Source organism: Streptomyces sp. NPDC004721, from assembly GCF_053601495.1.
In genome coordinates this window covers 308,589-333,436 of the sequence record NZ_JBSGBZ010000001.1, presented here as the reverse complement: position 1 = coordinate 333,436, position 24,848 = coordinate 308,589, and the positions used below count along the sequence as shown (strand labels likewise).

The window sequence follows — 24,848 nt, the reverse complement described above, 5'->3', positions numbered from 1 at the left end:
CCGTCTCAAGTACTACGGGTAGTGCCCTGCTTCCCTCGTTCAGTACCCGGAGGGGCGGACCAGTCCCGACTCGTAGGCGAACACCGCCGCCTGAGTGCGGTCCCTGAGGCCCAGTTTCACCAGGATGCGGCCCACGTGGGTCTTCACGGTCTGTTCGGCGACGACGAGATGCCCGGCGATCTCCGCGTTGGACAGGCCCTGCGCGATCAGGGCGAGCACTTCCGTCTCGCGTTCGGTCAGTACGCCGATACGCGACTTCAGCGGGGCGCGCGGTGTGTCCTTCAGCCGGGAGAACTCCGCGATCAGCCGGCGCGTGATCCCCGGCGCCAGCAGCGCGTCGCCGGCCGCGACCACCCGGACCGCCTCGGCGAGCTGGTCCGCGGACGCGTCCTTGAGCAGGAAGCCGGACGCGCCGGCGCGCAGCGCCTCGTACACGTACTCGTCCAGATCGAAGGTGGTGAGCACCAGGACCTTCATGTCCGGGGTGGCGGTCGTGATGCGGCGGGTGGCCTCGATGCCGCCGAGCTCGGGCATGCGGATGTCCATCAGGACGACGTCCGGGGAGACTTGCGCGGCCCTGGCGACGGCGTCCAGGCCGTCCACCGCCTGGCCCACCACCTCGATGTCAGGCTGGGTGTTGAGCAGCACGGTGAATCCCTGACGGACCATCTGCTGGTCGTCGGCGATGAGTACGCGGATGCTGCCGCTCGTCATGGAGTGTCTTCTCCTGTCGGGGACGGTGAGCCGGGTTCGGTGCCGGAGCCGGTGCCAGAGTCGGGGCCGGGGCCGGGGTCGGCGGGCGCGCCGGCCGGTTCGACGTGGACGACGAGGGTGTCGGCCGGGTCGGTGTAGATGACGGGCAGGCGGGGTGGGCCGATCCCGGTCACGGGCGCGATGCCGTCGCGGGGGAGGAAGGCCGAGACCGCGAAGCCGCCGTGCAGTGTCCTGGCCGCGGTCACGTGCCCGCCCAGCATGGTCGCCCGCTCGCGCATGCCGAGCAGACCGTGCCCGGCGCCCGGGGAGGGCTGAACGGGCTGTCGGGGGCGGGAGTTGACCACGCTCAGGAACAGGCCGTCGGGAACATGCGTGACTTCCACGCGGACCGTCGACCCCGGGGCGTGCCGCAGGGCGTTGCTCAGGGCCTCCTGGACGATGCGGTACGCCGACAGCTCCACGGCGGGCGGATACGGCCGGCGCTCGCGTCGCGAGTCCTCGGTGTCCATGGTGACCGTCAGACCGGCGGCGCGGGTGTTCTCGACAAGGGCGCCGAGGCGGTCGAGGGTGGGCTGCGGGGCGTCCGGGGCGGCCCTGGTGCCGGGTTCGCCGAGGCCGTACGGGTCCTCGGGATTCTCCGAACGCAGCACGCCGAGCACCCGGCGCAGTTCGGCGAGCGCCTCCAGCGCGTTCTGCCGGATGCCGTCGAGGTTCTCCTTCAGCTCCGGCGAGGGGTTCTGCGTGAGGTGCGGTGCCACCTGCGCCTGGATGGAGATCACCGACATGTGGTGGGCGACCACGTCGTGCAGCTCACGGGCGATACGGCTGCGCTCCTCCAGAAGCGTGCGGCGGGCCCGCTCCTCCGCGGTGAGCGTGGTCTGCTGCACCAGTTCCGCACGGGCCTCGCGGCGGCCGCGCAGGGCGGTGCCCAGCACCACCACGACCGCGAACAGGGCCGTCGCGAGAGCACCGGTGGGCTGGTAGTACGCCGCGCCCCACACACCCTGGAGGACGTAGGTGACCAGCGCGGTCAGGGCCAGCGCCTCCGCGGCGACGCGGGTGCGCACCCGCAGGGCGAGCAGCAGCATGACGATCAGGTGGGCGATGATCCCGGACGCGGTCCAGGGCCAGGTGAAGTCGTTCACCTCGCGGGCAAGCAGCGGGCCGCGCAGCGCCACCGCCCCCAGCACCGTGGCCGCCGTCGACAGCCACCACGCCGGGATGGGCCGCCACAGGGCGAGCGCCACCGCACCGGCCTGTCCGAGCGCGATGAGGAAGACGTACCCGAAGGCCAGTCGCACCTCCCCCTGGAGTTGGGCAGCGGCGCCCAGCAGCACCGCGAACGCGACCAGCCATACGATCCCGTGCGGCAGCCAGCGCAGCCAGACGGACGGGGGCAGCGGATCCAGCCGCGCGGTCCACAGGTCGTCGTGCAGCACCCGCAGTCCACGCCTGACGCGGCTTTGCCATCGCATCACGCGCCCACTTTAGGGTCTGGCGTGTGGGCCGCCCCGGGACGATGGGACCGGACCACCCGGGAACGGCGCCCGCCACCGTCCTGCTCACAGGTGCGGAAAGCAGCCCAGCAGACGGTCAGGACGAGGGCGAAGACCGGGAGCCAGGCCAGCCGGGCCGCCACCCAGCCGAGGTCGTCGGGGAGCGTGTGCAGACCCGGGACGCGGCCGGCGAGCAGGCCCATGGCGGTGGTCGCCATCAGGGCCGTCTGATGCCAGAGGAAGATCGTCATCGCGGAGAGGTTGATCAGCACCACCGCCGCCCAGGCGAGCGGGCGGCCCATCGCGCGGCGCAGCCGCTCGCGCAGGAGCAGGGCCAGGCCGCACTGGGCCAGGCCGAAGGTGACGGCCGCCAGGGTCGGCGGGTTGAGGTTGGAGACCGCGGCCCCTGGTACGCCGACCATCGACGCCGGGTAGCCCGCCCAGGCGACGAGGGCCGCGGTCGCCGTCGCGCCGCAGGTCAGCAGTATCCAGCCCGCGCGGCGGCGGTCCAGCTCACCGCGGGTCCACGCCGCGCCCAGGGTGTACGGCACGAGCCAGCCTGCCGGCAGGTTCAGCCAGCCGAGCCAGGAGGGGGCACCGAGGCCGAAGCGAAGAAGGTCCACGTGCAGGACGACGGCCAGGGGCCACAGGGGGCTGAGCCGGGTGAGCAGGGGGGTCGCCGCCGTCAGCAGGGCGAAGACCAGGAGGAACCACAGGGGGGACAGAGCCAGTTTCACGAGGGTGCGGACGGTGTCGAGGTCCGCACCGGTCAGGAGGAGGGCGGCGGCGGTGACCGTCCAGAGGGCCAGTACGGCCGCGACCGGCCGGAACAGCCGGGACAGGCGGGCGCGGAGCCACCGCGGGTAGCTGGTCCCGCGGGCGCGTGCCGAACGGTAGCCGCGGGTGGCGACGTGCCCGCCGACGAGGAAGAACACGGCGAGGGTCTGGAACGCCCAGGAGACCGGGGCCAGGGCGGGCAGGTAGTGGAGGGGGCTCGCGGTGTGCAGGGTGGGGTGGGGCTGGGTGCGGGTGTCCGCGACCAGGGCCGTGACGAGCCAGTGCCCCAGGACCACGCCGAGGATGGCGAGGGCCCGCAGGGCGTCCACCGCTCGGTCCCGGTGCGGCGGGGTCTGGTGGTGGAGGCGGTGGGCGGAGGCTCGTACGCGGGCGAGTACCGGTGTGAGGCGGTCAGTCACCGTGCACCTCGTTCGTGGCGCCCAGGACGATCCGGGCCAGGTTGGTCAGGGACGGGGAGCCGGGCGCGAAGTAGGCGCTGTGACCGCCGCTTCCGGCCGTGAACCTGCGGGCGCCGAAGGCGGGGTCCATGGGGTCGGTGCCCAGACCGACGGTCGTGCCGAAGAGGTCGGCGTGGACGTGCGGCACGTTCGCCACCCAGTCGCCGGTGCCGCGGGCCGCCCAGACACGGGCCCGGGTGTGCAGCGCGGGCACGGAGTCCGCGCCGGTGCCGGGGCTACCGATGAGGGCGATATCGTTCACGTCCAGGCCTGCCGCGGCGCGCCCGCACACCACCGAACCGTAGGAGTGGCACACCAGGGTGATGTGCGGCGCCTGCCCCGCCACGGTACGCAGGTCGCGTATCAGCTCGCGCAGATGCGGGGCCGCCTGCTCGGCGCGGCCCGTGGTGAGCACCGAGGTGCTCACCGTGCCCGGCGTCTCGTAGCCGAGCCAGGCGACGACCGCTGGGCGCGGACCGGCCGCGGTCTCGCGGCCGAGCGCCTGGTACAGGGCGAGTGCGCCCTTCCGGAAGCGGTCGTAGGTGTCCAGGGAGGTGTCCGAACCTGGGACGAGGACCGCTGTGCGGTCGGCGTGCGCCAGGTCGCCGAACACCTCCGTCACGCGGCCGGAACCGCGGCCGTCGAAGGAGAGCAGACGACGGGAGGGTGACGCCAGCGCCCGGTCCACGGCCGCGCGGTGCGTGTCGCCGTGCGCCGCGGCCATGTCGGAGGCACGGGCCGCGTCGGCGCGGTTCGCCCCGTAGGCCGCGTCGAGGGTGGTCCGGGTCAGGGGCGCGAGAGCCGCCGGGGCGGGCGCGGGAATCCGGGGGCGGGCCGCGGCCGACAGAGGCACCACGAGGGCACCGGTGACGAGGAGGGCGAGCAGGGCCCGCCGCCATCTGCCTGCCCCGGCCCCGACACCGGACATCGCTCCCGGACCGGCACTCAGGCTCACTTCCGGGCCGGGACTTGTGTGCGCTCCCGAACCGGCGCTCAGGCCCGCCCCTGAACGGGCACTCGGGCCCATTCCCGGGCCAGCGCTCGGGCCCATTCCCGAGCCGACACTCGGGGGCGGTCCCGAACCGGCGCTCGGGTGCGCTCCCGAACCGGCGCTCGGCCCCGCCCCCAGGTCTGCGCTCGGACCCGCCCCCGGGCCGGCACTCGGAACCATTCCCGGGCCGGCACTGGCGCCCGCTCCGGGACTGACGTTGGAGCTCGCTCCCTGGCCGGCGTTGGAAGCCGCTCCCTGACCGGCGCTCAGGCCCGCTCGCCGACTGGCGCTCGACCCCGCCCCCGGGCCGGCACTCGGAACCATTCCCGGGCCGGCACTGGCGCCCACTCCGGGACTGACGTTGGAGCTCGCTCCCTGGCCGGCGTTGGAAGCCGCTCCCTGACAGGCGCTCAGGCCCGCTCGCCGACTGGCGCTCGACCCCGCCCCCGGGCCGGCATCCGGCCCGGTCTCCGGGCCCGCGCCCAGAGCCGCAACCCCGCCCAGGCCCGCGCCCGATCCCGCAACCCCGCCCAGGCTCGCGGCTATGCCCCGTCTCTCCCGCCCACGCCCCACGGCTCATCCCCTCCGGCTCCGACCGGCCGTCGGGCCGGTCCGGAAGGGAAATTACGGATCCGGAGGCGTAGCTCGCGTCACGCCAGGGAGGTGTTCGCGGCCGTAGCTCTCAAGTACTACGGGTACGACCGGGTTGCCCGGTCGGGATGGAGGCCGAAGTCACCACGCCAGCTGGGCGATCTCCTCCGCCACCACCGCGCACGCGTCGGCCGCCGGGTCGATCAGGGGGAAGTGGCCGACCTCCTCCAGGAGGGTCAGGCCCACCACCTCGCCCGCCTTCGCCGCGGCGTCGGCGTAGGACTCCGCGACCACCTGCGGTACGTCCAGGTCGTCGCGGCCCTGGACGAGGGTCGTGGCGATGCCGGTCGGCAGCAGCAGAGCCGGGTCGGCGTAGGGCTGCCGCTCGACGAAGCCCTCTTCTCCGCCCAGCAGTTGACGGGCCGCCCCGCCGCACACGTCCAGCTTGTCGGCGACCGCGAAGTCGGCGATGGGGGCGAGTGCGACCACGCCCCGCAGCGGGGCGGGGCGGTCCGTGCGCCAGGGCGCGTCCGCGGGCAGGACGTGCCGGGCCGCCGCCCACAGGGCCAGATGGCCGCCCGCCGAGTGGCCGGTGAGCACCGTGCGCCGCGTGTCGGCCTGCGGGAGCGCCTCCCGGGCCAGCGCGGGCAGCGCGTCGAGTGCCGCCGCCACGTCGTCGAACGTGTCCGGCCAGCGGCCCGCGACCGGGTCCTCGCCCGGCGCCGCCGGGGCGGCGCTGCCGCGTCGGTACTCGACGCAGGCCACGGCGAAGCCCCGGCGGGCGAGGAAGTCCGCGAACGGAGTGATGTGGCGACGGTCGTACGGGGCCCGCCAGGCGCCGCCGTGCAGCACCACCACGAGCGGGGAGGACTCCGAGGAGCCGGCCGCGCCGCGCGCGCGGTAGAAGTCGACGACCTGGTCGGGGTGGTCACCGTAGGCGGCGGTGCTGTCGGGTGCGACGGGCGCGTGCGAGAAGACCGACTCCTCCTCCGCGGCGGCGCGCGCGGCCGCGTCACGGCCGCCGGAGTTCCCCGGTTCCGCGGCGGTGGGGGTTCCCTCCGCACGCTCGGACTCGAGCGCTCGGGGGACGGGGGCGTCGGCTTCCGGCATGCTCCAACCTCTCAGCGGTGAAACGGTTTTGGCGGTCCGGGAAGGAAATCAACCGGCCGTTGGCCGGGACGGTATCAGGCCGGTGACGTGCGCCGACATGGGGATGTCACGCTGGGTGAGGCTGAACGGTTCTGCCGCACGGTCCGGGACCGTGCGGCAGGAAACCTCCGTTCCGGTACGCCCGTGGGAGCCGGGCGTACGGCGGTGCGTCAGCCGGCCAGCACCGCCGCCAGCACCCGCGCCGCACGCTCCACGTCCGCGAACCCGACGTAGAGCGGGGTGAAGCCGAAGCGCAGGACGTCGGGGTGCCGGAAGTCGCCGACCACCCCGCGTTCGATCAGCCGCTTCATCACGTCCCCGGCGTCCGGGCAGCGCAGGGCCACCTGGCTGCCCCGCTCCTCGTGGACCGCCGGGGTCAGGGACTCCACGCGTCCGGCGGGGACGTACTCGGCGACGCACTCCAGGAAGAAGTCCGTCAGCGCCAGTGACTTGGCGCGTACGGCCTCGATCGGCACCCCGTCCCAGACGTCCAGCGCCGCCTCCAGGGCGAGCAGGGAGAGGATGTCGGGGGTGCCGACCCGGCCGCGGACCGCGCCCGCCGCCGGTTCGTACTCGGGCCGCATACCGAAGGGCTCGGCGTGCGAGTTCCAGCCGGGCAGCGGGGAGTCGAAGCGGTCCTGCACATCGCGGCGGACGTACAGAAACGCAGGTGAACCAGGGCCGCCGTTCAGGTACTTGTAGGTGCACCCGACCGCCAGGCGGACTCCGTGCCCGTCCAGCCCCACCGGCAGGGCGCCCGCGCTGTGGCACAGGTCCCAGACGGCGTACGCACCCGCCGCGTGCACCGCGGCGGTCAGGGACGGCAGGTCGTACAGCCGGCCGGTGCGGTAGTCGACGTGGTTCAGCAGGACCGCGGCGGTGCGCGGGGTCAGCGCCCCGGGCACCTCGGCGGGCGTCACCGGACGCAGCGCGCAGCCCGTCATCCGGGCCGCCGACTGCGCGATGTACCCGTCCGTGGGGAACGTCGTCGCGTCGACCAGGATCTCGTCCCGGTCACCGCCGCCGCTCTCCTCCCGGGCCATCCGGACCCCCGCCACCAGCGCCTTGAACACGTTGACGCTGGTCGAGTCGCCCACCACGATCTGGCCCGGCGCGGCCCCGACCAGCGGGGCGATCCGGTCGCCGATCCGCTCGGGCGCGGTCCACCAGCCGCTCTCCGTCCAGGAGCGGATGCGCAGCTCGCCCCACTGGCGGCGTACGACGTCGGTGATCCGGTCCGGGACGTCCGCCGGGAGCGCGCCCAGCGAGTTGCCGTCCAGGTAGACGCCCTCGTCGAGGACGAACCGGTCGCGCAGCCCGGCGAGTTCGTCGGCGGCGTCCAGCTTCTCCGCCCTGATGGTCAACTCAGACATGGGACCTCGCCGTCCACAGCTCGGGAAAGACGTTCTTCCGGGCCCGCTTCTCCAGCCAGGCCACCCCGGCGGAGCCCCCCGTGCCGGACTTGGCGCCCATCGCGCGGCGGGTGGCGACGAGGTGGTCGTTGCGCCAGCGCCACACCAGTTCGGCGACGTCGGTCAACGCCTCGCCGAGCCGGGCGAGTTCGTCGTCCTGTTCACCGGAGTAGAGCGCCGCCCAGACGGCCTCGACCTCCTCGCTGGGCTCGTACCGCAGCGACACGTCGCGGCGCAGCACCGCGTCCGGGACCGCGTGCCCGCGTCGGGCGAGCAGCCGCAGCACCTCGTCGTACAGGCTCGGCTCGTGCAGCGCCTTCTCCAGTTCCGCGTGGACGCGGGGGGCGCCGCGGTGCGGGACGAGCATCGAGGCGGACTTGTCGCCGAGCAGGAACTCCATGCGGCGGTACATCGCCGACTGGAAGCCGGAGCCCTCGCCGAGGGCGCCGCGGTAGCTGTTGAACTGGGCCGGAGTGAGAGCGGCCAGCGGTTTCCAGGAGGCGTTCAGCGCCTGGAGCTCCCGTACGGACCTCTTCAGCGCGGCGACCGCCGTCGGCACGTCGTCCGAGCGCAGGGCACGGGCAGCGGTCTCCCACTCGTGGACGATGACCGTGAACCACAGCTCCATCACCTGGGTGGTGACCAGGAAAACCATCTCTCCGGGGTCGTCGGAGAGGGTGTGCTGGAGGTGGGTGAGCACGTCCGCCCGGACGTAGTCCTCGTACGGCGTCGTGCCGGCGAAGTCGAGATGCGGGGTCTCGGGCTCAGGGGCCTCAGCGGGCTGAGAGGTCGAGTGAGCCGGTTGGGACATCGCTGTCTCCTGTTGTACTCCGGGTAGCGGTCCGCCCCTGCCGATGCCGGCACGGGGGCCCCGGTCCCCACCGGCATCCTGCGCATCACGTGGACAGATCGCAAGGCCCGCCCGGTCACACGGGCGGGCCTCGTACTCGTACGGGGTCAGCCCAGGGTCCGCGCGGCCGTCTCCGAGGAGTCCTTCAGGAACTGCGTGCAGCGCTCGTACTCCTCCTGCTCGCCGATCGCCTGGGCGGCGCGCGCGAGGGCGTGCAGGGCGCGCAGGAAGCCGCGGTTGGGCTCGTGCTCCCAGGGGACCGGGCCATGGCCCTTCCAGCCGCTGCGGCGCAGGGCGTCCAGACCGCGGTGGTAGCCCGTTCGGGCGTACGCGTACGACTCCACGGCCGCCCCCCGCTCGAAGGCGTCGTCGGCCAGCTGCGCCCAGGCCAGCGACGACGCCGGGTACCGCGCCGCCACCTCGGCCGGCGAGGTCCCCTTCGCGAGGAGCTCGCGGGGCTCGGGGTCGTCGGGGAGGTGCGTGGGCGGCGGACCGCCAAGGAGGTTCTCGTGAATGGTCATGGGGTCCAGTCTGCTGCATGGTCCGTGATCGGTACCGACTGCTCCCGGCCAGCGCGGAACGGCCCCTTCCACAGCTCACGAAGCCGGACCGGTACCGGAGGCCGCACCCCCGCGGCCCGTCTCCAGCGGCGGTGTCGTCACGCTGCCGTGGGTGCGGCACTCGGGCCGGCGGCAGCCCGGAGCCGGACGGCGGACGGTCGTGAAGGCGAGGACCGCCCCCGCCACCAGGACCGCCGCGCAGATGGGCATGGCCCGGCGGAACGCGGCGCCGAAGGCGTCCGCCGAGCGGTACGCCTCCGGGCCCATCCCGGCCAGCAGCGGCAGCGCGGCCACCGCGATCAGGCCGGCCGCGCGGGCGGCGGCGTTGTTGATGCCGCTGGCCAGTCCGGCGCGGGAGGTGTCCACCGAGGCGAGCACGGTGGCGGTGAGCGGGGCGACCAGGGTCACCATGCCCGCGCCCATGACCAGCAGGGCCGGCAGCACGTCCGTGAGGTAGTCCGCCCCCTTTCCGACCCGCAGCATCAGCAGCAACGCCACCGCGCACAGCAGCGGCCCCACGGTGAGCGGCAGGCGCGGCCCGATGCGGTCGGCGAGGGCGCCCGAGCGGGCCGAGAACAGCAGCATGAGGGCGGTCGTCGGGAGCAGGGCGGTGCCCGCCTCCAGCGGCGAGTAGCCGGCCACCACCTGGAGTTGCAGGGCGGTGAGGAAGAAGAAGCCGCCGAAGGCCGCGTACACGCACAGGGTGACCAGGTTGACGGCGGTGAACTGGCGGGAGGCGAAGATGTCCGGCGGCACCATCGGATCGCGGCGGTGCTTCTCCACGTACACGAAGGCGACGGCGGCGATCACGCCCGCGGCGGCGGTCAGGGCGACGGCCAGGGTGCCGCCGCGGGCCTCGATCAGGGCGTACGTCACCAGGGCCAGGGACAGGGCGCCGAGGGCCGCGCCCAGGACGTCGAAGCGGCCGTGCGCGGGGCCCCCACTGGACTCGGGGACGTGGCGCACGGCGATGGGAGCGCAGACCAGGGCCAGCGGGACGTTGAGCAGGAACACCCACCGCCAGCCGGGCCCGGCCACCAGCCAGCCGCCGAGGAACGGGCCGACGGCCGCGCCGATGCCGCCGAACCCGGACCACAGGCCCACGGCCCTGCCCCGGTCGTCCGGGTGGAAGGAGGCCTGGATGAGGGCGAGCGAGCCGGGGGTGAGGAGGGCGCCGCCGATCCCTTGCAGGGCGCGGGCGGCGACGAGGATGCCCACGTTCGGGGCGAGGCCGCACAGCAGGGAGGCGGTGGCGAACCAGACGACGCCGAGCACGAAGATCCTGCGGCGGCCGTAGCGGTCGCCGAGCGAGCCGCCGAGGAGGATCAGGCCGGCCAGGGTGACCATGTAGGCGTTGACCGTCCACTGGAGCGCGGCGAGGTTCGCGTCCAGGTCGCGGCCGATGCGGGGCAGGGCGACGTTGACGACGGTCGAGTCCAGCATGGCCATGCTGGAGCCGAGCACGGTGGTGAGCAGGATCCAGCGGCCGGTGGGGCTGGAGATCCTCACGGCCGGGGCGTGCTGTGCGGCGACAGCCATGAGGGGATCATCCCGCGCCGACCGGCTCCAGGCCAGGCGGAGGGACGGACGAGCTGCGGACGTACGGACGGACGACGGGCCCGGTGCCGAAGCACCGGGCCCGTCGCGGGGAAACCGGGAGTTACTTGATCTTCGTGCCGGTCGAGCGGAGGTTGCCGCAGGCCTCCAGCACGCGCTTGGCCATCGACGCCTCGGCCACCTTGCCCCAGGTGCGCGGGTCGTAGGTCTTCTTGGAGCCGACCTCGCCGTCGACCTTGAGGACGCCGTCGTAGTTCTTGAACATGTGGTCGGCCACGGGGCGCGTGAAGGCGTACTGGGTGTCGGTGTCGATGTTCATCTTCACCACGCCGTTCTCCAGCGCCGTGCGGATCTCCTCCTCCGTGGAGCCGGAGCCGCCGTGGAAGACGAAGTCGAACGGCTGGCTGCCGGCCGGGCGGCCGAACTTCGCCGCGACGCCCTCGTTCAGCTCCTTCAGCAGGTCGGGGCGGAGGACGACGTTGCCCGGCTTGTACACGCCGTGCACGTTGCCGAAGGAGGCGGCCAGCAGGTAGCGGCCCTTGTCGCCCAGGCCCAGGGCCTCGGCGGTGCGGATCGCGTCGTCGACCGTGGTGTACAGCTTGTCGTTGATCTCGTGGGTGACGCCGTCCTCCTCGCCGCCGGTCGGGGTGATCTCGACCTCGAGGATGATCCTGGCGGCGGCGGTGCGGACGAGCAGCTCCTGGGCGATCGCCAGGTTGTCGGCGAGGGTCTCCGCGGAGCCGTCCCACATGTGGGACTGGAACAGCGGGTTGCGGCCGCCCTTGACGCGCTCCTCGGAGATCGCGATCAGCGGACGCACGTACCCGTCGAGCTTGTCCTTCGGGCAGTGGTCGGTGTGCAGCGCGATGTTGACGGGGTACTTCTCGGCGACGATGTGCGCGTACTCGGCCAGGGCGACGGCGCCGGTGACCATGTCCTTGCTGTACTGGCCGCCCAGGAACTCCGCACCACCCGTGGAGATCTGGACGATGCCGTCGCTCTCCGCCTCCGCGAAGCCGCGCAGGGCCGCGTGCAGGGTCTGGGAGGAGGTGACGTTGATGGCCGGGTAGGCGAACTTGCCTGCCTTCGCCCGGTCGAGCATCTCGTTGTAGACCTCGGGGGTTGCGATGGGCATCTGTCCGCTCCTTGTATGTGCGGGGTGCGTTCTGCGTACTTACGGCCCTGACCTAGGGAGTGACGTCATCGTCGGCCCCATCTTCGCAGACGTCGACGGATGTGTCGGACACCCTGCCCGGCCGGTGGACGACCGGGTCGCGCGACACGGACTCGGGGCTGTCTCAGTCCAGTCCCAGGTCGTCCTTCGAGTACGCGAAGACGTACGGCACACCGGCGCCCTCACTGATCTTCTCGGCCGCGCCCGTGGCCCGGTCGACGATCGTCGCCACGGCGACCACCTCGGCGCCGGCCTCCCGCACCGCCTCGACGGCGGCGAGCGGGGAGCCGCCCGTGGTGGAGGTGTCCTCCACCACCAGGACGCGGCGGCCCTTGATCTCCGGGCCCTCCACACGCCGTTGCAGACCGTGGGCCTTGGCGGCCTTGCGGACCACGAAGGCGTCCAGCCTGCGCCCGCGCGCGGCGGCGGCGTGCAGCATCGAGGCCGCGACGGGGTCGGCGCCCATCGTCAGGCCGCCCACCGCGTCGAAGTCGAAGTCGGCGGTCAGGTCCAGGAGCACCTGGCCGACCAGCGGAGCCGCCTCGCCGTCGAGAGTGACGCGGCGCAGGTCGACGTAGTAGTCGGCCTCCAGGCCGGACGACAGTGTCACCCTGCCGTGCACCACGGCCTTGTCCTTGATCTGTTGCAGCAGCTCGCCGCGAACGTCGCTCATGACAGCCAGCTTAAACGCGGCGCCAGGTCCAGGTCGTCGAGGCCTCCAGCGGTTCCAGCGGGGTGACCAGGCGCGGGAGGGTGTTCAGTCCGTCGGGCGGGCCGGTCTGCGGTTCCACGCACACGGCGGCCTGCTGCTCGTCGTAGACGACGACCCACTCCTCACGGCTGGTCACCCTCAGCTCCAGTTGGCCGGGCCAGGTGAGCGTGACGTCGACGCCGCCGGGCATGCCGAAGCAGTCGTCCCAGGGGCCGGGCTTGGGCTCGACGCGGTGACCGGTGGGCAGGTGGTCGTCGCCGCGCTCCTCCTGCCAGGCGGGCCGGAAGTCGACGCGGACGTCCTGGGCTCCGGCTCCCCCGAGGTTGCGGTGGAACCACGGGTGCCAGCCGATCTGCGCCGGGAAGGACGACTCGTACGTCTCCACGGACATCGTCAGGGTCAGGGCGTCCTCGGTCAGGGTGACGGCCTGGGTGACGCGGCCGGGGTAGGGCCAGGGTTCGACGAGGTCGTACGTGATCACCGCCTCGCCCGCCGAGGTGCGGGCGGTGCGCCAGACACCGTCGCGGGCGGTGCCGTGGATGGCGTGCGGTGGGGAGTTGAGCGGCATCTGGTGGACGATGGCGCCGTCCCGGAAGCGGCCGTCGCGGATCCTGCCGCACCAGGGGACCATCGGGAAGCAGCCGAACCGCTCTCCCTGGCGGAGCAGTTCGAGGCCGCCGACCCGCAGACTCCCGACGCGCCCGCCGTTCCCCGGCTGCACGACCGCTTCCGCGTCGCCCGCGGTCAGCGTGATGTCTTCGTTACTCACCCCACGAGGCTACTTGTCCGATCAAGACGGCGTTGCGCGTCACGGTCGAGCGGGTGGACCGAGCGGGTGGATCGAGCGGGGTGCGAGGGACAGGGCTGGGTCAGCGCCGGGTCGGCCAAGCGGTGGGTGGGGCCGGCGGAAGCGGTCAGCGGGGCGGGGACGGGGGCGTAACGCCCTGGGGGCGGGGACGGACGCCGCCCAACCGGGCGTGGGCCCGGAAAAGGTGAGCGGAACACGAACGAGGGCGCCCAGTGGAGGCTGGGCCGGGCGGAGACGGTCAGCGAGGCGGAGTCGGGGGCACCCAGTAAAAGGTGGCCCGGCGAAGATGGGCAGCGGAGCGGGAGGCGCGGAACGGCCGCGGTGCGGAGCCGAGGTGGCGCTCAGCGACGGTGCCGCAAAGCCCGACCCGCGACGATCACCGCCGCCACCACCAGAACCGCCGCAGGCGCCGCCCAACGGCCCAACGCCCTCGGGGCGGGGGCAGGAGCCGCTCAGCGACGGCGCCTCCAGGCCCGGCCCACGACGATCACCGACGCCACCACCAGCGCCGCCGCAGGCGCCGCCCAGCGAAGGGTGGGCCCGGCGGAGACGGTCAGCGGGGCGGGGACGGGGGCGTAACGGCCGCGGGGCGGGGCGTGGTCCACCTCCTCGGCGCTGCGCCCGATCATCGTGCGCCGCGCGTGCGCCGCCTCGGCGGGCGGCTCGGCGGCCTCGGTGAAGTCCTCGGAGACGGGGGGCTCGTCGTCCTCGTCCTCCTCGTCGGCCAGCGGGTCGAGGGCGGAGGGCGGAACGTCGGCGTCGAAGACGGAACCGCGCCCGCCAGGCCCGGCCGGGTGCGCCTCGCCTTCGTCCCCGAGCGGCGGCGCCGGGGCGTCGTCCGCGTCCGGAGCGGCCTCGAAGTCACCACTCGCCAACGGAGCAAAGTCCTCGGTCGCCTCTTCGGCCAACCCCACCGCACCATGGGCCCCCGGCGCCTCGGGCCCGGCGTCCTGCGACTCGGGAGCTTCCGGCTCGGGAGCTTCTGCCTCGACGCCATCCGCCCCGGCGGCAGCCGGCCCCGCAGCCGCTTCCGTGGACAGGTTTTCCGCGAAGCGGTTCAGGAGGCGGGTTGTGGCGGTGTGTACGGAGTCCGGGGGCAGCTCGGTGACGCGGCCTTCGGCGGAGGCCGTGCCCTCGAAGCTGAGGGTGGAGCCGTCGTCGGTGTCGCGGAGGCGGAGCGTGAGCATGAGTTTCACCGAGCCGGTGCCGCGGGACTCGGTCGCGTCGCCCTCGACGGCGTAGGAGCCGTCGTCGAGCGCGCTGACGCGCAGCGTGCCGCGGTAGGTGATGGAGTGGCCGCCGATCCGCATCTTGAGCCGGCCGCTGACGGGCTCGCCGCCCGCGTCCTGCTGGAGCCCGGGAACCGCCCGGGCAACCCGCGCGGGATCGGCGAGCGCCATCCGCAGCCGCCGAACCGGAACCGGAACGAACACCTCGTGCTCCATGTCAGCCGAGGGTACCCAGTGCCGCCCCTGATTACCCCCCCTCGCCCAGAACCCGTCCCCCGCACACCGCATAGGCCGGCGGCAGGCCCGGATCAGTCCGCGTACCGGGGGTGGACCAGCGTCGAGGGCTGAAGGCCGGGGACGCGGGTGCGGGCCGCGTCGCGGGCGGCCGCCGTGAGCGACGCCGGCGTGAGCGTGCGAGGAGCGGGGGCCCGCGGGTCCAGACGGAGGGCGGGCGGCATACGGGCCGCCAGGACGAAGCCCCAGTCGCGGGTGACACGCGGGGCGCCGGCCGTACGGTCGGGCCCGGCGGCGAACCCGGCGTCGCGGCCGTCCACGCGGTACGGCAGGGTGCGCAGTCCGGCGGCCCGGACCGTGGCCTCCACCGTCCAGAACACCCGGGGCCGGGAGGAGACCGGCCCGGCGTGCGCCACCAGCCGCCCGCCGGGCGCCAGGGCCCGCCGGGCCAGGCCGTAGAACTCCTGCGCGTACAGCTTCGTGCTCGCCGTGATACCCGGATCGGGCAGGTCCTCGATCACCACGTCGTACGCCGCCGCCGGCGCCCCGCGCAGCCAGTCGAAGGCGTCGGCGGTGCTCACGTGCACCCTCCTGTCGTCGAAGGCGTGCTCGTCCAGCCCGGCCAGTACCGGGTCGCCGCGCGCCAGCCGGACGAGGGCCGGGTCGCGCTCGACGACGTCCACCCGCTCGACGCCGGGGTGCCGCAGCACCTCGCGCGCGGCGAGCCCGTCGCCGCCGCCGAGGATCAGCACGCGCGCGTGCGGCCCGGTCATCGCGGGGTGGACCAGCGCCTCGTGGTAGCGGCGCTCGTCGCGGCCGCTGACCCGCAGCCGCCCGTCGAGGAACAGACGCAGCGGACGGCCCGGGCCGCCGCCGGTGAGGACCACCTCCTGCTCGCCGGTCCGCAGGGCCACCCGGACGTCTCCGCCGTACATCGCCTGCCGCGCGGCCCGTTCGAAGTCGCCGACCAGGGCGGTGAGGGAGGCGAGCAGACCGAGCACGGCGAGGTTGGCGACGATCAGCAGCCAGCGGCCGCGCGGGGTCAGGTCCCGCGGGAACAGGCCGAGGACGAGGACACCGCCCGCCACGGCGTTGACGGCGCCGGTCACCAGCGCCCCGGTCAGCTGCCCCAGCAGCGGCAGCAGGAGGAACGGGAAGGCGAGCCCGCCGACGAGCGCGCCCACGTAGTCCGCCGCGAACAGGTCGGCGACCGCGCCGCCCGCGTCCTGGCGGCGGATCCGCTGGATCAGTTCCATCAGCAGCGGCACCTCCGCCCCGATCAGCAGGCCGATGGCCAGGGAGAAGGCGACCAGCAGGCAGCGCGGGCCGTCCGCCCACATGCCGCCCCAGCCGCCGGTCCAGGCGAACACCGCGTACAGCGCCATGGCACTGCACCCGCCGACCAGCGCGAGCGTCGCCTCGATCGCGCCGAAGGCGACGGCGGCGTGCCGGCGCAGCCGCTTCGCGGCGAGCGAGCCGATGCCCATCGCGAACACCATGACGGACAGCACGATCGACGCCTGGGTGACCGAGTCGCCGATCAGGTACGAGGCCAGCGCCACGAGTTCGAGCTCGTACACGAGTCCGCAGGCCGCGCAGACGAAGACGCCCGCGAGGACGAGGAACCGGCCGGTTCCCGGCCGGACGGGCAGTAGCGCGGGGCCGCTGAAGGACGGCGCCGCGCCGGGCGGGGCCGGGGCGTGCGGGGCCGGGGCGTGCGGTTCGATCACACCTGTGACGTTACGTCACCGCAGCGGGACGCTTCGTCACCCACACGTGTGGAAAAGGAAGTTGTCGCGCTTCGCATGTTTACCCGCGCTCAACTCGCTCCTGCCAGCAAGGAACGGCGCACCCCCACCCTGGTCCGGGTCGTCACCAACTGGCCGTCCTGTGGGTAGGCGTGCCAGGTCCGCCAGTGCACCTGGCCGTCGTGCCACTGCGCCAGCATCGCGGTGAAAGCGTTGGGGCTGCCCGGAAAGACTCCCGCCAGACCGTGCGGATGGTCGGAGACGAGGGCCAGCAACTCCTGGGCGCGGCCGGTGAACGATCCCGGCGAGAGGAACTCGACGCGGGCGGCGAACTCGTACTCCCAGTCGTCGGCCCGCTTGGCGACGCCGAGCGGCAGGGGTGTGCTGGAGCCCGGGATGCACGCCACGGTCTCCGAGCAGCTTCCCCGCTTCTCCTCGAGGAGCACCTGGTGGGACGCGCCGAGAAGTCTCAACTGGAGTTTCGCCCCGGTCAGTTCGAGGTCCAGGGTGGCAAGTGCGGGCAGCGGCTCGCGTCCCAGGGCCCAGGCGAGGTCGGCCGCGCGCGTGTCGGTGTAGGAGGTGTTCAGGGTCGTGAGCATGGATCGGCTCCGCTAGCACGCAAAGAAAAAGAAGGGAGGAACGGGCCGGCACGCCCCGGTGGGCACGGGGACAACGGCCCGGCTCAGCCCAGCTCGGGAGGGGGGTGTGCGAGACGTCCGAGGGGCTGCGTCGGTAGAGGCAATCATGAACAGCGGTTCCGCCACAGGGTTTTTACCCAACTTCGTGCGGTTTCCATCCCTCAGAGGGCGCCACAGCTCAACTGTTCAACCCTGGCATGCGCCAGGGCGTACGCGTGGGGGCCGGCGCACCCGCCGGAGACTGCCTCCCGACGGGCGCCGGCCCGGATGCGGTTCCTCCACGGAGCCCGGCCGCCCCGGATCAGCTGCCCTGATCAGCGGTCCTGATCAGCGCTCCTGATCAGCGGCCCGGATCAGCTGCCTCCCCCGCATCCGCCTCCGCCTCCGCCTCCGCCTCCGCACGACGACCCTCCACCGCACGAGGAGTTCCCCCCGCAGGAGTGACCCCCACACGAGTGGTGACCCCCTCCCGAGTGACCCCCTCCCGAGTGATGGCCGCCGCCGGACGAGCAGCTACTGCCGCCGCCATCCGACCCGGCCCACCAGCCGGCGCCCCCGGCGGTCGCGCTGCCCCCGACCGACCCCGTGCGCCGGCCTCGGTACGACGTGGCGTACCGGTCGCGGCGGGCCTTGCGCCGCCCCGCCGCCACGGCGGTCACGCACAACAACGCGATCACCGCCAGGACGATGCCCAGAACCATGGCGTCCTCCCTCCGATCCCCGGGACGCCGCCGACCGCGCCCGAGGTCGTGCCCCGGACGCCTCCGGACGTTCCCGAAGCGTTCCGCCGAAGCGGCCCCCCGTGGGCGCCTCGCAGCGTGCACGGGAGATGCCCGGCCGCCGGACCGGCCAAAGCACACTTGAGGAAGTTCTGAGGGTCAGCTCAAAGAAAGGGCCCTTGACCTGCACAGATTGGCAGATCAGGGGCCGTCCGAAGATACAGAAGCCGTCGTCCCGGCGCGAGGCCCGGCGGTCTGCGGCAGGCGCCCGCTTCTCGGGGACGGGGATGCTTTCAGCCCTCCTTGGCGAGGGCCCGGACGAAGCGGGCCGCGTCGATGGTGCCGACGCCGGTCGCCATGTCGTAGCCCTTCACCGCGGTATGGCCGGTGACTCCCGCGTAGCTGTTGTTCGTGCCGTCCTTCACATCCACGATGCCGGTGGACGGGTTCCGCGAGGACTGCGCGGACAGCGAGTACAGCGCCTGGTGGATGTCACCCAGCCGGTGCCCGGCGACCTGGTCGGCCAGGGCCACGATGCCCGCAAAGAGCGGGCTGGCCGCGCTGGTGCCGACGTAGACATCCCAGCCGACCCGCTTCGGGTCGTAGCTGGAGTACACCCATGCGCCGCCGTTCATCGCGGCGGACATCGAAACGTCGGGGGTGCCGCGGCGGTGGCCGACCACCTGCTCGACCCCGTTCTGGTACGAGGGACGGGCGAAGACAGGGGACAGGCCGCCGCCGCTCGCGCCGTCGTCGTTGTAGACACTGTCCGGCGCGATGCGGTCGCCCTTGGCGTCCAAGTGCAGCTGGGTGCCGCCGACCGAGACGACCAGCGGGTCGGAGGACGGCCAGGAGTTGGCCCTGTACGGGTAGTTGGCCTCGCCGTTCGCGGTAGGGCTGGTGGCTCCGTCGTCGCCGGAGGCGGCGAGGACGGTCACACCGCGCCTGGCCGCGTCCTTGAAGGCGTACCGCAGGTTCTCAATGCTGGAGAAGTCACCGCTGCGGAAGCCGGGGAAGGTGTTCTCCGTCGCGCCGAAACTCTGGCTGATCACATCGCCCACACCGCGGTCGATGAGCGACTTCTCGGCGTCCATCATCTCTCGCAGGCCGGTGGTGCCGTCCCCGCTCTGGTTGACCCCGGTCTCCACCAGGACGATGCGCGCGTCCGGGGCGACGGCATGCGCCATCTCCACGTCAAGGGTGCTCTCCCCGGCCCAGAAGTTGTGGTCCCCGTTGGCGGGGTCGAAGGGCGGGACGGTACCCCACTTGACCACGTCGACGTGGGTGCTCTTCATACCGAACCGGGCGCTGTAGACATCCAGGTCATGCTGGATGGTCGGCGAGCCGAAGGAATCCACGATCACGATCGTGCGCCCCTTGCCGGTGACTCCCGCCCGGTACAGCGGGTTCAGGTTGTACGCCCGCTGGAACTGGGTCGGGGTGTAACAGGAGATCTGCCACTTCGCCTGGCACTGCTCGGTGGTCAGCAAGCCGCGGGCCGTGTTCTCCGATTGCTGCCCGGCTGCTGCCGGCACGGCCTCGACTCCTTGCACCGAATGCACGGGTGCGGCGGCCGCAGAACCGGACAAAATAGGCGATAGCAGTGTGACATTGGCGAGGGTAGTGACCCCGGCCACCGCGACCGCGATGCGGCGTCGCGCACGAACTCCGCGCATGCTTAATCCCCTTGCAAGGTGAGACCCCCACTCGACAGTTGCCGCAATCCCACCGCGAGGCCATGCGCAGAGCAAGTACTTACCCCTGTGCGACTTCTCACTGATGTGCTACTTGTCACTGTTGTCCGATTCAGGACCGTGTGGCCATGCCGAGCGCGCAAAGTACGATCCGGGTGGCACATCGAGGACCGCAAGTCGCCCCCGTTCTCGTGCAGCTGTAGCCGGGTGCCAACTGGACCTTCAAGGACCGGGGTTGTCTCGGGCACGGGTGGTGACGGCTGACCCGGCGTCCGCTAAATCCGCTAGCCAGGTCCATGTCACGCTCAGAAGGCCCAGCTCGCGGGCGACTGCAGGCTGGGCCTTCAATCCGCCCTCGACCGAAGCGCCGTCGATCCCGTGATGGTGGTTCGGGTACCGGCGCGGGCGCGAATCGGTGAAGCAGAGTTGAGGAAGTCCAGAGCTTGGACGGAGGATGGCCGGCATGACCTCCAGCGCACGCCCGCTCCTCAACCGCCGGCTCGCCGAGTTCGGGACGACCATCTTCGCCGAGATGTCCGCGCTCGCCGTGCGGACCGGGTCGATCAACCTGGGGCAGGGCTTCCCCGACACCGACGGACCCGAGGAGATCCGGGAGGCGGCCGTCCGCGCGCTGCGGGACGGGCGGGGCAACCAGTATCCGCCGGGCCCGGGCATCCCCGAGCTGCGCACGGCGGTCGCGGAGCACCAGCTGCGGCGGTACGGGCTCTCCTACGACCCGGACACGGAGGTGCTGGTCACGGCGGGCGCCACCGAGGCGATCGCGGCGACGCTCCTCGCGCTGCTGGAGCCCGGCGACGAGGTGATCGCCCTGGAGCCGTACTACGACTCGTACGCCGCCTGCATCGCGATGGCGGGCGGGAAGCGGGTGCCGGTGACGCTCCGGCCGCACCAGGAGGGTGCCGGGTTCCGGCTCGACCTGGACGAGCTGCGCGACGCGGTGACCCCGCGGACCCGGCTGCTGCTCCTGAACACCCCGCACAACCCGACCGGCACCGTCCTCACCCGCCCCGAACTGGCCGAGATCGCCCGGCTCGCCGTCGAGCACGACCTGCTCGTGGTGACGGACGAGGTGTACGAGCACCTCGTGTACGACGACGCCGAGCACATCCCGCTCGCCACGTTCCCCGGCATGCGCGAGCGCACGGTGAGCATCTCGTCGGCGGGCAAGACGTTCTCGTTCACTGGTTGGAAGGTCGGCTGGGTCACCGCCGCCGCTCCCCTGGTCACGGCGGTCCGCTCGGCCAAGCAGTTCCTGACCTACGTGAGCGCCGGGCCGTTCCAGTACGCGGTCGCCGAGGCGCTCGCCCTCCCCGACAGTCACTTCACCGGCTTCCGCGAGGACCTGCGCGCCAAGCGCGATCTGCTCGCCACCGGCCTGACCGAGGCGGGCTTCGAGGTCTTCCGCCCCCGGGGCACGTACTTCATCACCACCGACATCGCCCGGCTCGGCGAGAAGGACGGCATCGCCTTCTGCCGCGCCCTGCCCGAACGCTGCGGCGTGGTCGCCATCCCCAACGCGGTCTTCTACGACGACCGGGAGGCGGGCCGCACCCAGGTCCGCTTCGCCTTCTGCAAGCGGACGGACGTCCTGCAGGAGGCCGTGTCCCGCCTCCGGAGCCTGTGAGCAGGGGTGCGCGCGGGTCCGGGTCCGGCACGGCCCTGGATGCGCGCGGGCCCCGGTCCGCACGGCGAAGAGCCCGGTCCCGGTACGCGGCCAGTCGTGGCCTGCGTCCCGGGCCGGGCTCCCGTCCGGCTACGGCACGTATCTGCGCGCGTTCACACGGACACCGCTGTGCGCGATCGCCGAGGGACTACTCCTCGTCGTTGTCGTCCTCGGGCTTGTCCGCCTCGTTGATCTCCTGCTCGAGGCCGAGCTGCTCGACGAGCCACCGGTCGAACTCGATGGCGGCCCGCACCCAGCTGACCGTCGAGGAGACGAAGTGCTCCAGGCTCACGCCCATGCCGATCAGCATCTGCGCCTCGCCGATGAGGCGGACGGTGCCGTCGTCGTGGGTGTGGCTGTACACCTTGGGCCACAGGGTGCGCCGGTTCCAGTCGTCGATGGACTCCAGCAGCTGCGGCTTCTCGTCGATCTTGTGGGGCCGGTCGTAGAACGTCCGCACCGAGAAGACCTGCTGGTCGGCCTCGCCTCGGAACATGAAGTACGTACGGAACTGCTCCCACGGCGCCGCGAGGTCGCCCTCGTCGTCGACGACGTACTTGAGCTCCATCTGGTCCAGGAGCTGCTTCACGAGGTCCTGATCCGGGACGACGGGGCCCGCCGCTCCTTGGGGCTGCGGCTCGGGCTGGCCCCCGAAGTTCGGAATCGAGGACGGGTCGATGCTCACCGTGTTTTTCCCTTCGTACGGATCTCGCCATCCTCCCTCATGCGGGGAGGGGGGTGGCAAGCCCTCCGGGAGGCTGTCAGCCCTGGGCTGACACGATCCGGCCGTCAGGTGGACGTCCGGCAAACGGAGGTGGGAGGTCATGACGCGGACACGGGGCGGGACGAAGGGACTGTGCCCTTCCTCGCCGCCTTCGCGTGCATCGTGCTGTCCGCCCCCGAGTACCCACTGAGCGGCGGACCCACGGAGATCCCCGCACCGGCCCGACACGCTTCCCGGCGTTCACGGTGTGACGCGGTCCGCCACCCACCGTGGTGGCGGACCGCGCCGGGGCTCACAGCGTCTTGCCGGTCGGCGGGCCCACCAGCAGGCCCTCGCCGAAGCGGTCGACGCGGACCGTGTCGCCGTCCTTGATCTCGCCGGCCAGGATCTCCTTGGCGAGGCGGTCGCCGATGGCGGTCTGGACCAGACGGCGCAGCGGGCGGGCGCCGTAGGCCGGATCCATGCCCTCCTCGGCGAGCCAGGCCAGGGCGTCGGGGGTGACGTCCAGGGTCAGGCGGCGCTCCGCCAGTCGGCGGGCGAGCCGGTCGATCTGGAGCCCGGCGATCCGGCTCAGCTCCTCCTTCGTCAGGGCCGAGAAGACCACCAGGTCGTCCAGCCGGTTGAGGAACTCCGGCTTGAAGGAGACGCGGACCGTCTCGAGGACCTGCTCCTTCTTCTCCTCCTCGCTCGTCAGCGGGTCGACCAGGTACTGGCTGCCCAGGTTCGAGGTCAGCACCAGGATGGTGTTGCGGAAGTCGACCGTGCGGCCCTGACCGTCCGTCAGGCGGCCGTCGTCCAGCACCTGCAGCAGGATGTCGAAGACCTCCGGGTGGGCCTTCTCCACCTCGTCGAGCAGCACCACGCTGTACGGGCGGCGGCGCACCGCCTCGGTGAGCTGGCCGCCCTCCTCGTAGCCGACGTAGCCGGGCGGGGCGCCGACCAGCCGGGCCACGCTGTGCTTCTCGCCGTACTCCGACATGTCGATGCGGACCATGGCCCGCTCGTCGTCGAAGAGGAAGTCGGCGAGCGCCTTGGCGAGTTCGGTCTTGCCCACGCCGGTCGGGCCGAGGAAGAGGAACGAGCCCGTCGGCCGGTCCGGGTCCGCGATGCCGGCCCGGCTGCGGCGTACGGCGTCGGAGACGGCCCGGACGGCCTCGGCCTGGCCGATGAGCCGCCTGCCGATCTCCTCCTCCATGCGCAGCAGCTTCTGCGTCTCGCCCTCCAGCAGGCGGCCGGCCGGAATCCCGGTCCAGGAGGCGACCACGTCGGCGATGTCGTCGGGGCCGACCTCCTCCTTGACCATGGTGTCCTTGGCGGCCTCCTCCTCGGCCTGCGAGGCGGCCTCCAGCTCCTTCTCCAGGTCCGGGATCTCGCCGTACAGCAGCTTGGAGGCGGTGTCGAAGTCGCCGTCGCGCTGGGCGCGTTCGGCCTGGCCGCGCAGGTCGTCCAGCCGCTCCTTCAGCTCGCCGACCCGGTTGAGGGCCTGCTTCTCCTTCTCCCAGCGGGCGGTCAGGCCGCGCAGCTCCTCCTCCTTGTCGGCGAGGTCGCGGCGCAGCTTCTCCAGCCGCTCGCGCGAGGCCGCGTCGGTCTCCTTGTCGAGCGCCAGCTCCTCCATCCGCAACCGGTCGACGCCGCGCTGGAGTTCGTCGATCTCCACCGGAGAGGAGTCGATCTCCATCCGCAGCCTGGAGGCGGCCTCGTCGACGAGGTCGATCGCCTTGTCGGGCAGGAAGCGGGAGGTGATGTAGCGGTCGGACAGGGTCGCGGCGGCCACCAGCGCGGAGTCGTTGATCTGCACCTTGTGGTGGGCCTCGTAGCGGCCCTTGAGCCCGCGCAGGATCGCGATGGAGTCCTCCACGCTGGGCTCGGCGACCAGCACCTGCTGGAAGCGCCGCTCCAGCGCCGGGTCCTTCTCGATCCGCTCCCGGTACTCGTCGAGCGTCGTGGCGCCGACCATGCGCAGCTCACCGCGGGCCAGCATGGGCTTGAGCATGTTGCCGGCGTCCATCGCGGAGTCGCCGCCGGCGCCCGTGCCGACGACGGTGTGCAGTTCGTCGATGAAGGTGATGATCCGGCCGTCGGAGTCCTTGATCTCCGCCAGTACGGTCTTGAGCCGCTCCTCGAACTCGCCGCGGTACTTCGCGCCCGCGACCATCGCCCCGAGGTCCAGCGCCACCAGCCGCTTGTCCTTCAGGGACTCGGGCACGTCGCCCTTGACGATCCGCTGGGCGAGCCCCTCGACGACGGCGGTCTTGCCGACGCCGGGCTCACCGATGAGGACCGGGTTGTTCTTGGTGCGGCGCGACAGCACCTGCACGACGCGGCGGATCTCCTGGTCCCGGCCGATCACCGGGTCGAGGCGGCCCTCGCGCGCCGCCGCGGTGAAGTCCGTGCCGAACTTCTCCAGGGCCTTGTACTGGCCCTCGGGGTCGGGTGTGGTCACCCGGCGTCCTCCCCTCGCCTTCGAGAAGGCGTCCTGAAGCTTCCTGGCATCGGCGCCCTGCCCGGACAGTACCTCGCCGGCCGCGCCGCCCTTCGCGGCGATGCCGATGAGCAGGTGCTCGGTGGACAGGTACTCATCCCCGAGGTCCCGCGCCCTGCTCTGCGCGTCCGCGATCACGGCGAGCAGCTCGCGGTTGGGCTGCGGCGGCGCGACCGTGGACCCGGTCACGCTGGGCAGTGACGCGAGCACGCGCTCGGCGCCGGAGCGGACGGAGACCTGATCGGCCTCGACGGCCGACAGCAGGTCGATGATGTTCTCGTTCTCCTGCCCCTCGAGCAGCGCGAGGAGCAGGTGGGCGGGGGTGAGGTCGGGGTGCCCCTCCCGTACGGCCCGGTTGCCGGCCGCGCTGATCGCGTCACGGCTCCTGTTGGTCAGCTCGGCGTCCACGGTCGCTTCTCTCCTCCTTGACGAGCGCTCTCTGCCACT

At 72.6% G+C, this 24,848-nt stretch carries 19 protein-coding genes; 1 reads left to right on the top strand and 18 read right to left on the bottom strand.

The window, feature by feature from the left end; genetic code table 11:
* Window positions 1-39 precede the first annotated feature (39 nt).
* From ACWEK3_RS01540 to ACWEK3_RS01465, 16 genes are all read right to left on the bottom strand, one after another.
* Window positions 40-714 carry a response regulator transcription factor gene (locus ACWEK3_RS01540; protein ID WP_361414044.1) on the bottom strand — a complete coding sequence of 225 codons (675 nt, stop codon included), beginning with the start codon at window positions 712-714 and terminating at the stop codon, window positions 40-42.
* Complete coding sequence (locus tag ACWEK3_RS01535) at window positions 711-2,189, bottom strand: histidine kinase (protein WP_453248657.1); 1,479 nt, start codon at window positions 2,187-2,189, stop codon at window positions 711-713. The genes ACWEK3_RS01540 and ACWEK3_RS01535 overlap by 4 nt, the downstream gene beginning before the upstream one ends.
* Window positions 2,189-3,406 carry an acyltransferase family protein gene (locus ACWEK3_RS01530; RefSeq protein WP_453248643.1) on the bottom strand — a complete coding sequence of 406 codons (1,218 nt, stop codon included), beginning with the start codon at window positions 3,404-3,406 and terminating at the stop codon, window positions 2,189-2,191. The genes ACWEK3_RS01535 and ACWEK3_RS01530 overlap by 1 nt, the downstream gene beginning before the upstream one ends.
* Window positions 3,399-4,373: an alpha/beta hydrolase gene (locus ACWEK3_RS01525; RefSeq protein ID WP_453248642.1), complete on the bottom strand. Its 975-nt coding sequence runs from the start codon at window positions 4,371-4,373 to the stop codon at window positions 3,399-3,401. Before ACWEK3_RS01525 ends, ACWEK3_RS01530 begins: the two co-directional genes overlap by 8 nt.
* Window positions 4,374-5,168: 795 nt before the next feature.
* Window positions 5,169-6,137, bottom strand: a complete 969-nt coding sequence (locus ACWEK3_RS01520) for an alpha/beta hydrolase (RefSeq protein WP_453248641.1) — start codon at window positions 6,135-6,137, stop codon at window positions 5,169-5,171.
* 209 nt (window positions 6,138-6,346) lie between these two features.
* Window positions 6,347-7,549 (bottom strand): kynureninase, encoded by a 1,203-nt coding sequence (gene kynU, locus ACWEK3_RS01515; RefSeq protein WP_453248640.1) that lies wholly within the window; start codon window positions 7,547-7,549, stop codon window positions 6,347-6,349.
* Window positions 7,542-8,399: a tryptophan 2,3-dioxygenase family protein gene (locus ACWEK3_RS01510; protein WP_450539576.1), complete on the bottom strand. Its 858-nt coding sequence runs from the start codon at window positions 8,397-8,399 to the stop codon at window positions 7,542-7,544. The genes kynU and ACWEK3_RS01510 overlap by 8 nt, the downstream gene beginning before the upstream one ends.
* 146 nt (window positions 8,400-8,545) lie before the next feature.
* The gene (locus ACWEK3_RS01505; RefSeq protein ID WP_384426906.1) at window positions 8,546-8,959 is read right to left on the bottom strand and encodes a DUF3151 domain-containing protein; all 414 of its coding nucleotides are present in this window, start codon (window positions 8,957-8,959) and stop codon (window positions 8,546-8,548) included.
* Between the two features lie 75 nt (window positions 8,960-9,034).
* Window positions 9,035-10,537, bottom strand: coding sequence for an MFS transporter (locus ACWEK3_RS01500; protein ID WP_450539574.1), 1,503 nt, complete (start codon window positions 10,535-10,537; stop codon window positions 9,035-9,037).
* 121 nt (window positions 10,538-10,658) lie between these two features.
* Window positions 10,659-11,690: a class II fructose-bisphosphate aldolase gene (gene fbaA / locus ACWEK3_RS01495; RefSeq protein ID WP_361422590.1), complete on the bottom strand. Its 1,032-nt coding sequence runs from the start codon at window positions 11,688-11,690 to the stop codon at window positions 10,659-10,661.
* Between the two features lie 163 nt (window positions 11,691-11,853).
* Complete coding sequence (pyrE, locus tag ACWEK3_RS01490) at window positions 11,854-12,402, bottom strand: orotate phosphoribosyltransferase (RefSeq protein ID WP_225077031.1); 549 nt, start codon at window positions 12,400-12,402, stop codon at window positions 11,854-11,856.
* A gap of 10 nt (window positions 12,403-12,412) precedes the next feature.
* A complete protein-coding gene (locus tag ACWEK3_RS01485; RefSeq protein WP_450539572.1) occupies window positions 12,413-13,210 on the bottom strand; it encodes an aldose epimerase family protein in 798 nt (265 codons plus the stop codon).
* 491 nt (window positions 13,211-13,701) lie between these two features.
* Window positions 13,702-14,694, bottom strand: coding sequence for an SRPBCC domain-containing protein (locus ACWEK3_RS01480; RefSeq protein WP_450539570.1), 993 nt, complete (start codon window positions 14,692-14,694; stop codon window positions 13,702-13,704).
* A 92-nt stretch (window positions 14,695-14,786) separates the two neighbouring features.
* Window positions 14,787-16,442 (bottom strand): polyamine aminopropyltransferase, encoded by a 1,656-nt coding sequence (locus ACWEK3_RS01475; RefSeq protein ID WP_453248639.1) that lies wholly within the window; start codon window positions 16,440-16,442, stop codon window positions 14,787-14,789.
* Window positions 16,443-16,531: 89 nt separating this feature from the next.
* Window positions 16,532-17,059: a DUF2617 family protein gene (locus ACWEK3_RS01470; protein WP_453248638.1), complete on the bottom strand. Its 528-nt coding sequence runs from the start codon at window positions 17,057-17,059 to the stop codon at window positions 16,532-16,534.
* Window positions 17,060-18,110: 1,051 nt separating this feature from the next.
* A complete protein-coding gene (locus ACWEK3_RS01465) occupies window positions 18,111-19,352 on the bottom strand; it encodes a S53 family peptidase (protein WP_450539565.1) in 1,242 nt (413 codons plus the stop codon).
* Window positions 19,353-19,965: 613 nt separating this feature from the next.
* On the opposite strand from ACWEK3_RS01465, the gene ACWEK3_RS01460 reads away from it, so the two are divergent.
* A complete protein-coding gene (locus tag ACWEK3_RS01460) occupies window positions 19,966-21,156 on the top strand; it encodes a pyridoxal phosphate-dependent aminotransferase (RefSeq protein WP_450539563.1) in 1,191 nt (396 codons plus the stop codon).
* A gap of 187 nt (window positions 21,157-21,343) precedes the next feature.
* Here ACWEK3_RS01460 and ACWEK3_RS01455 read toward each other — a convergent pair whose 3' ends face one another.
* Window positions 21,344-21,880, bottom strand: coding sequence for a YbjN domain-containing protein (locus ACWEK3_RS01455; protein WP_361422614.1), 537 nt, complete (start codon window positions 21,878-21,880; stop codon window positions 21,344-21,346).
* A 331-nt stretch (window positions 21,881-22,211) separates the two neighbouring features.
* On the bottom strand, window positions 22,212-24,809 hold the full coding sequence (gene clpB / locus ACWEK3_RS01450) for an ATP-dependent chaperone ClpB (protein ID WP_453248637.1): 2,598 nt from the start codon (window positions 24,807-24,809) through the stop codon (window positions 22,212-22,214).
* Between the last annotated feature and the right edge of the window lie 39 nt (window positions 24,810-24,848).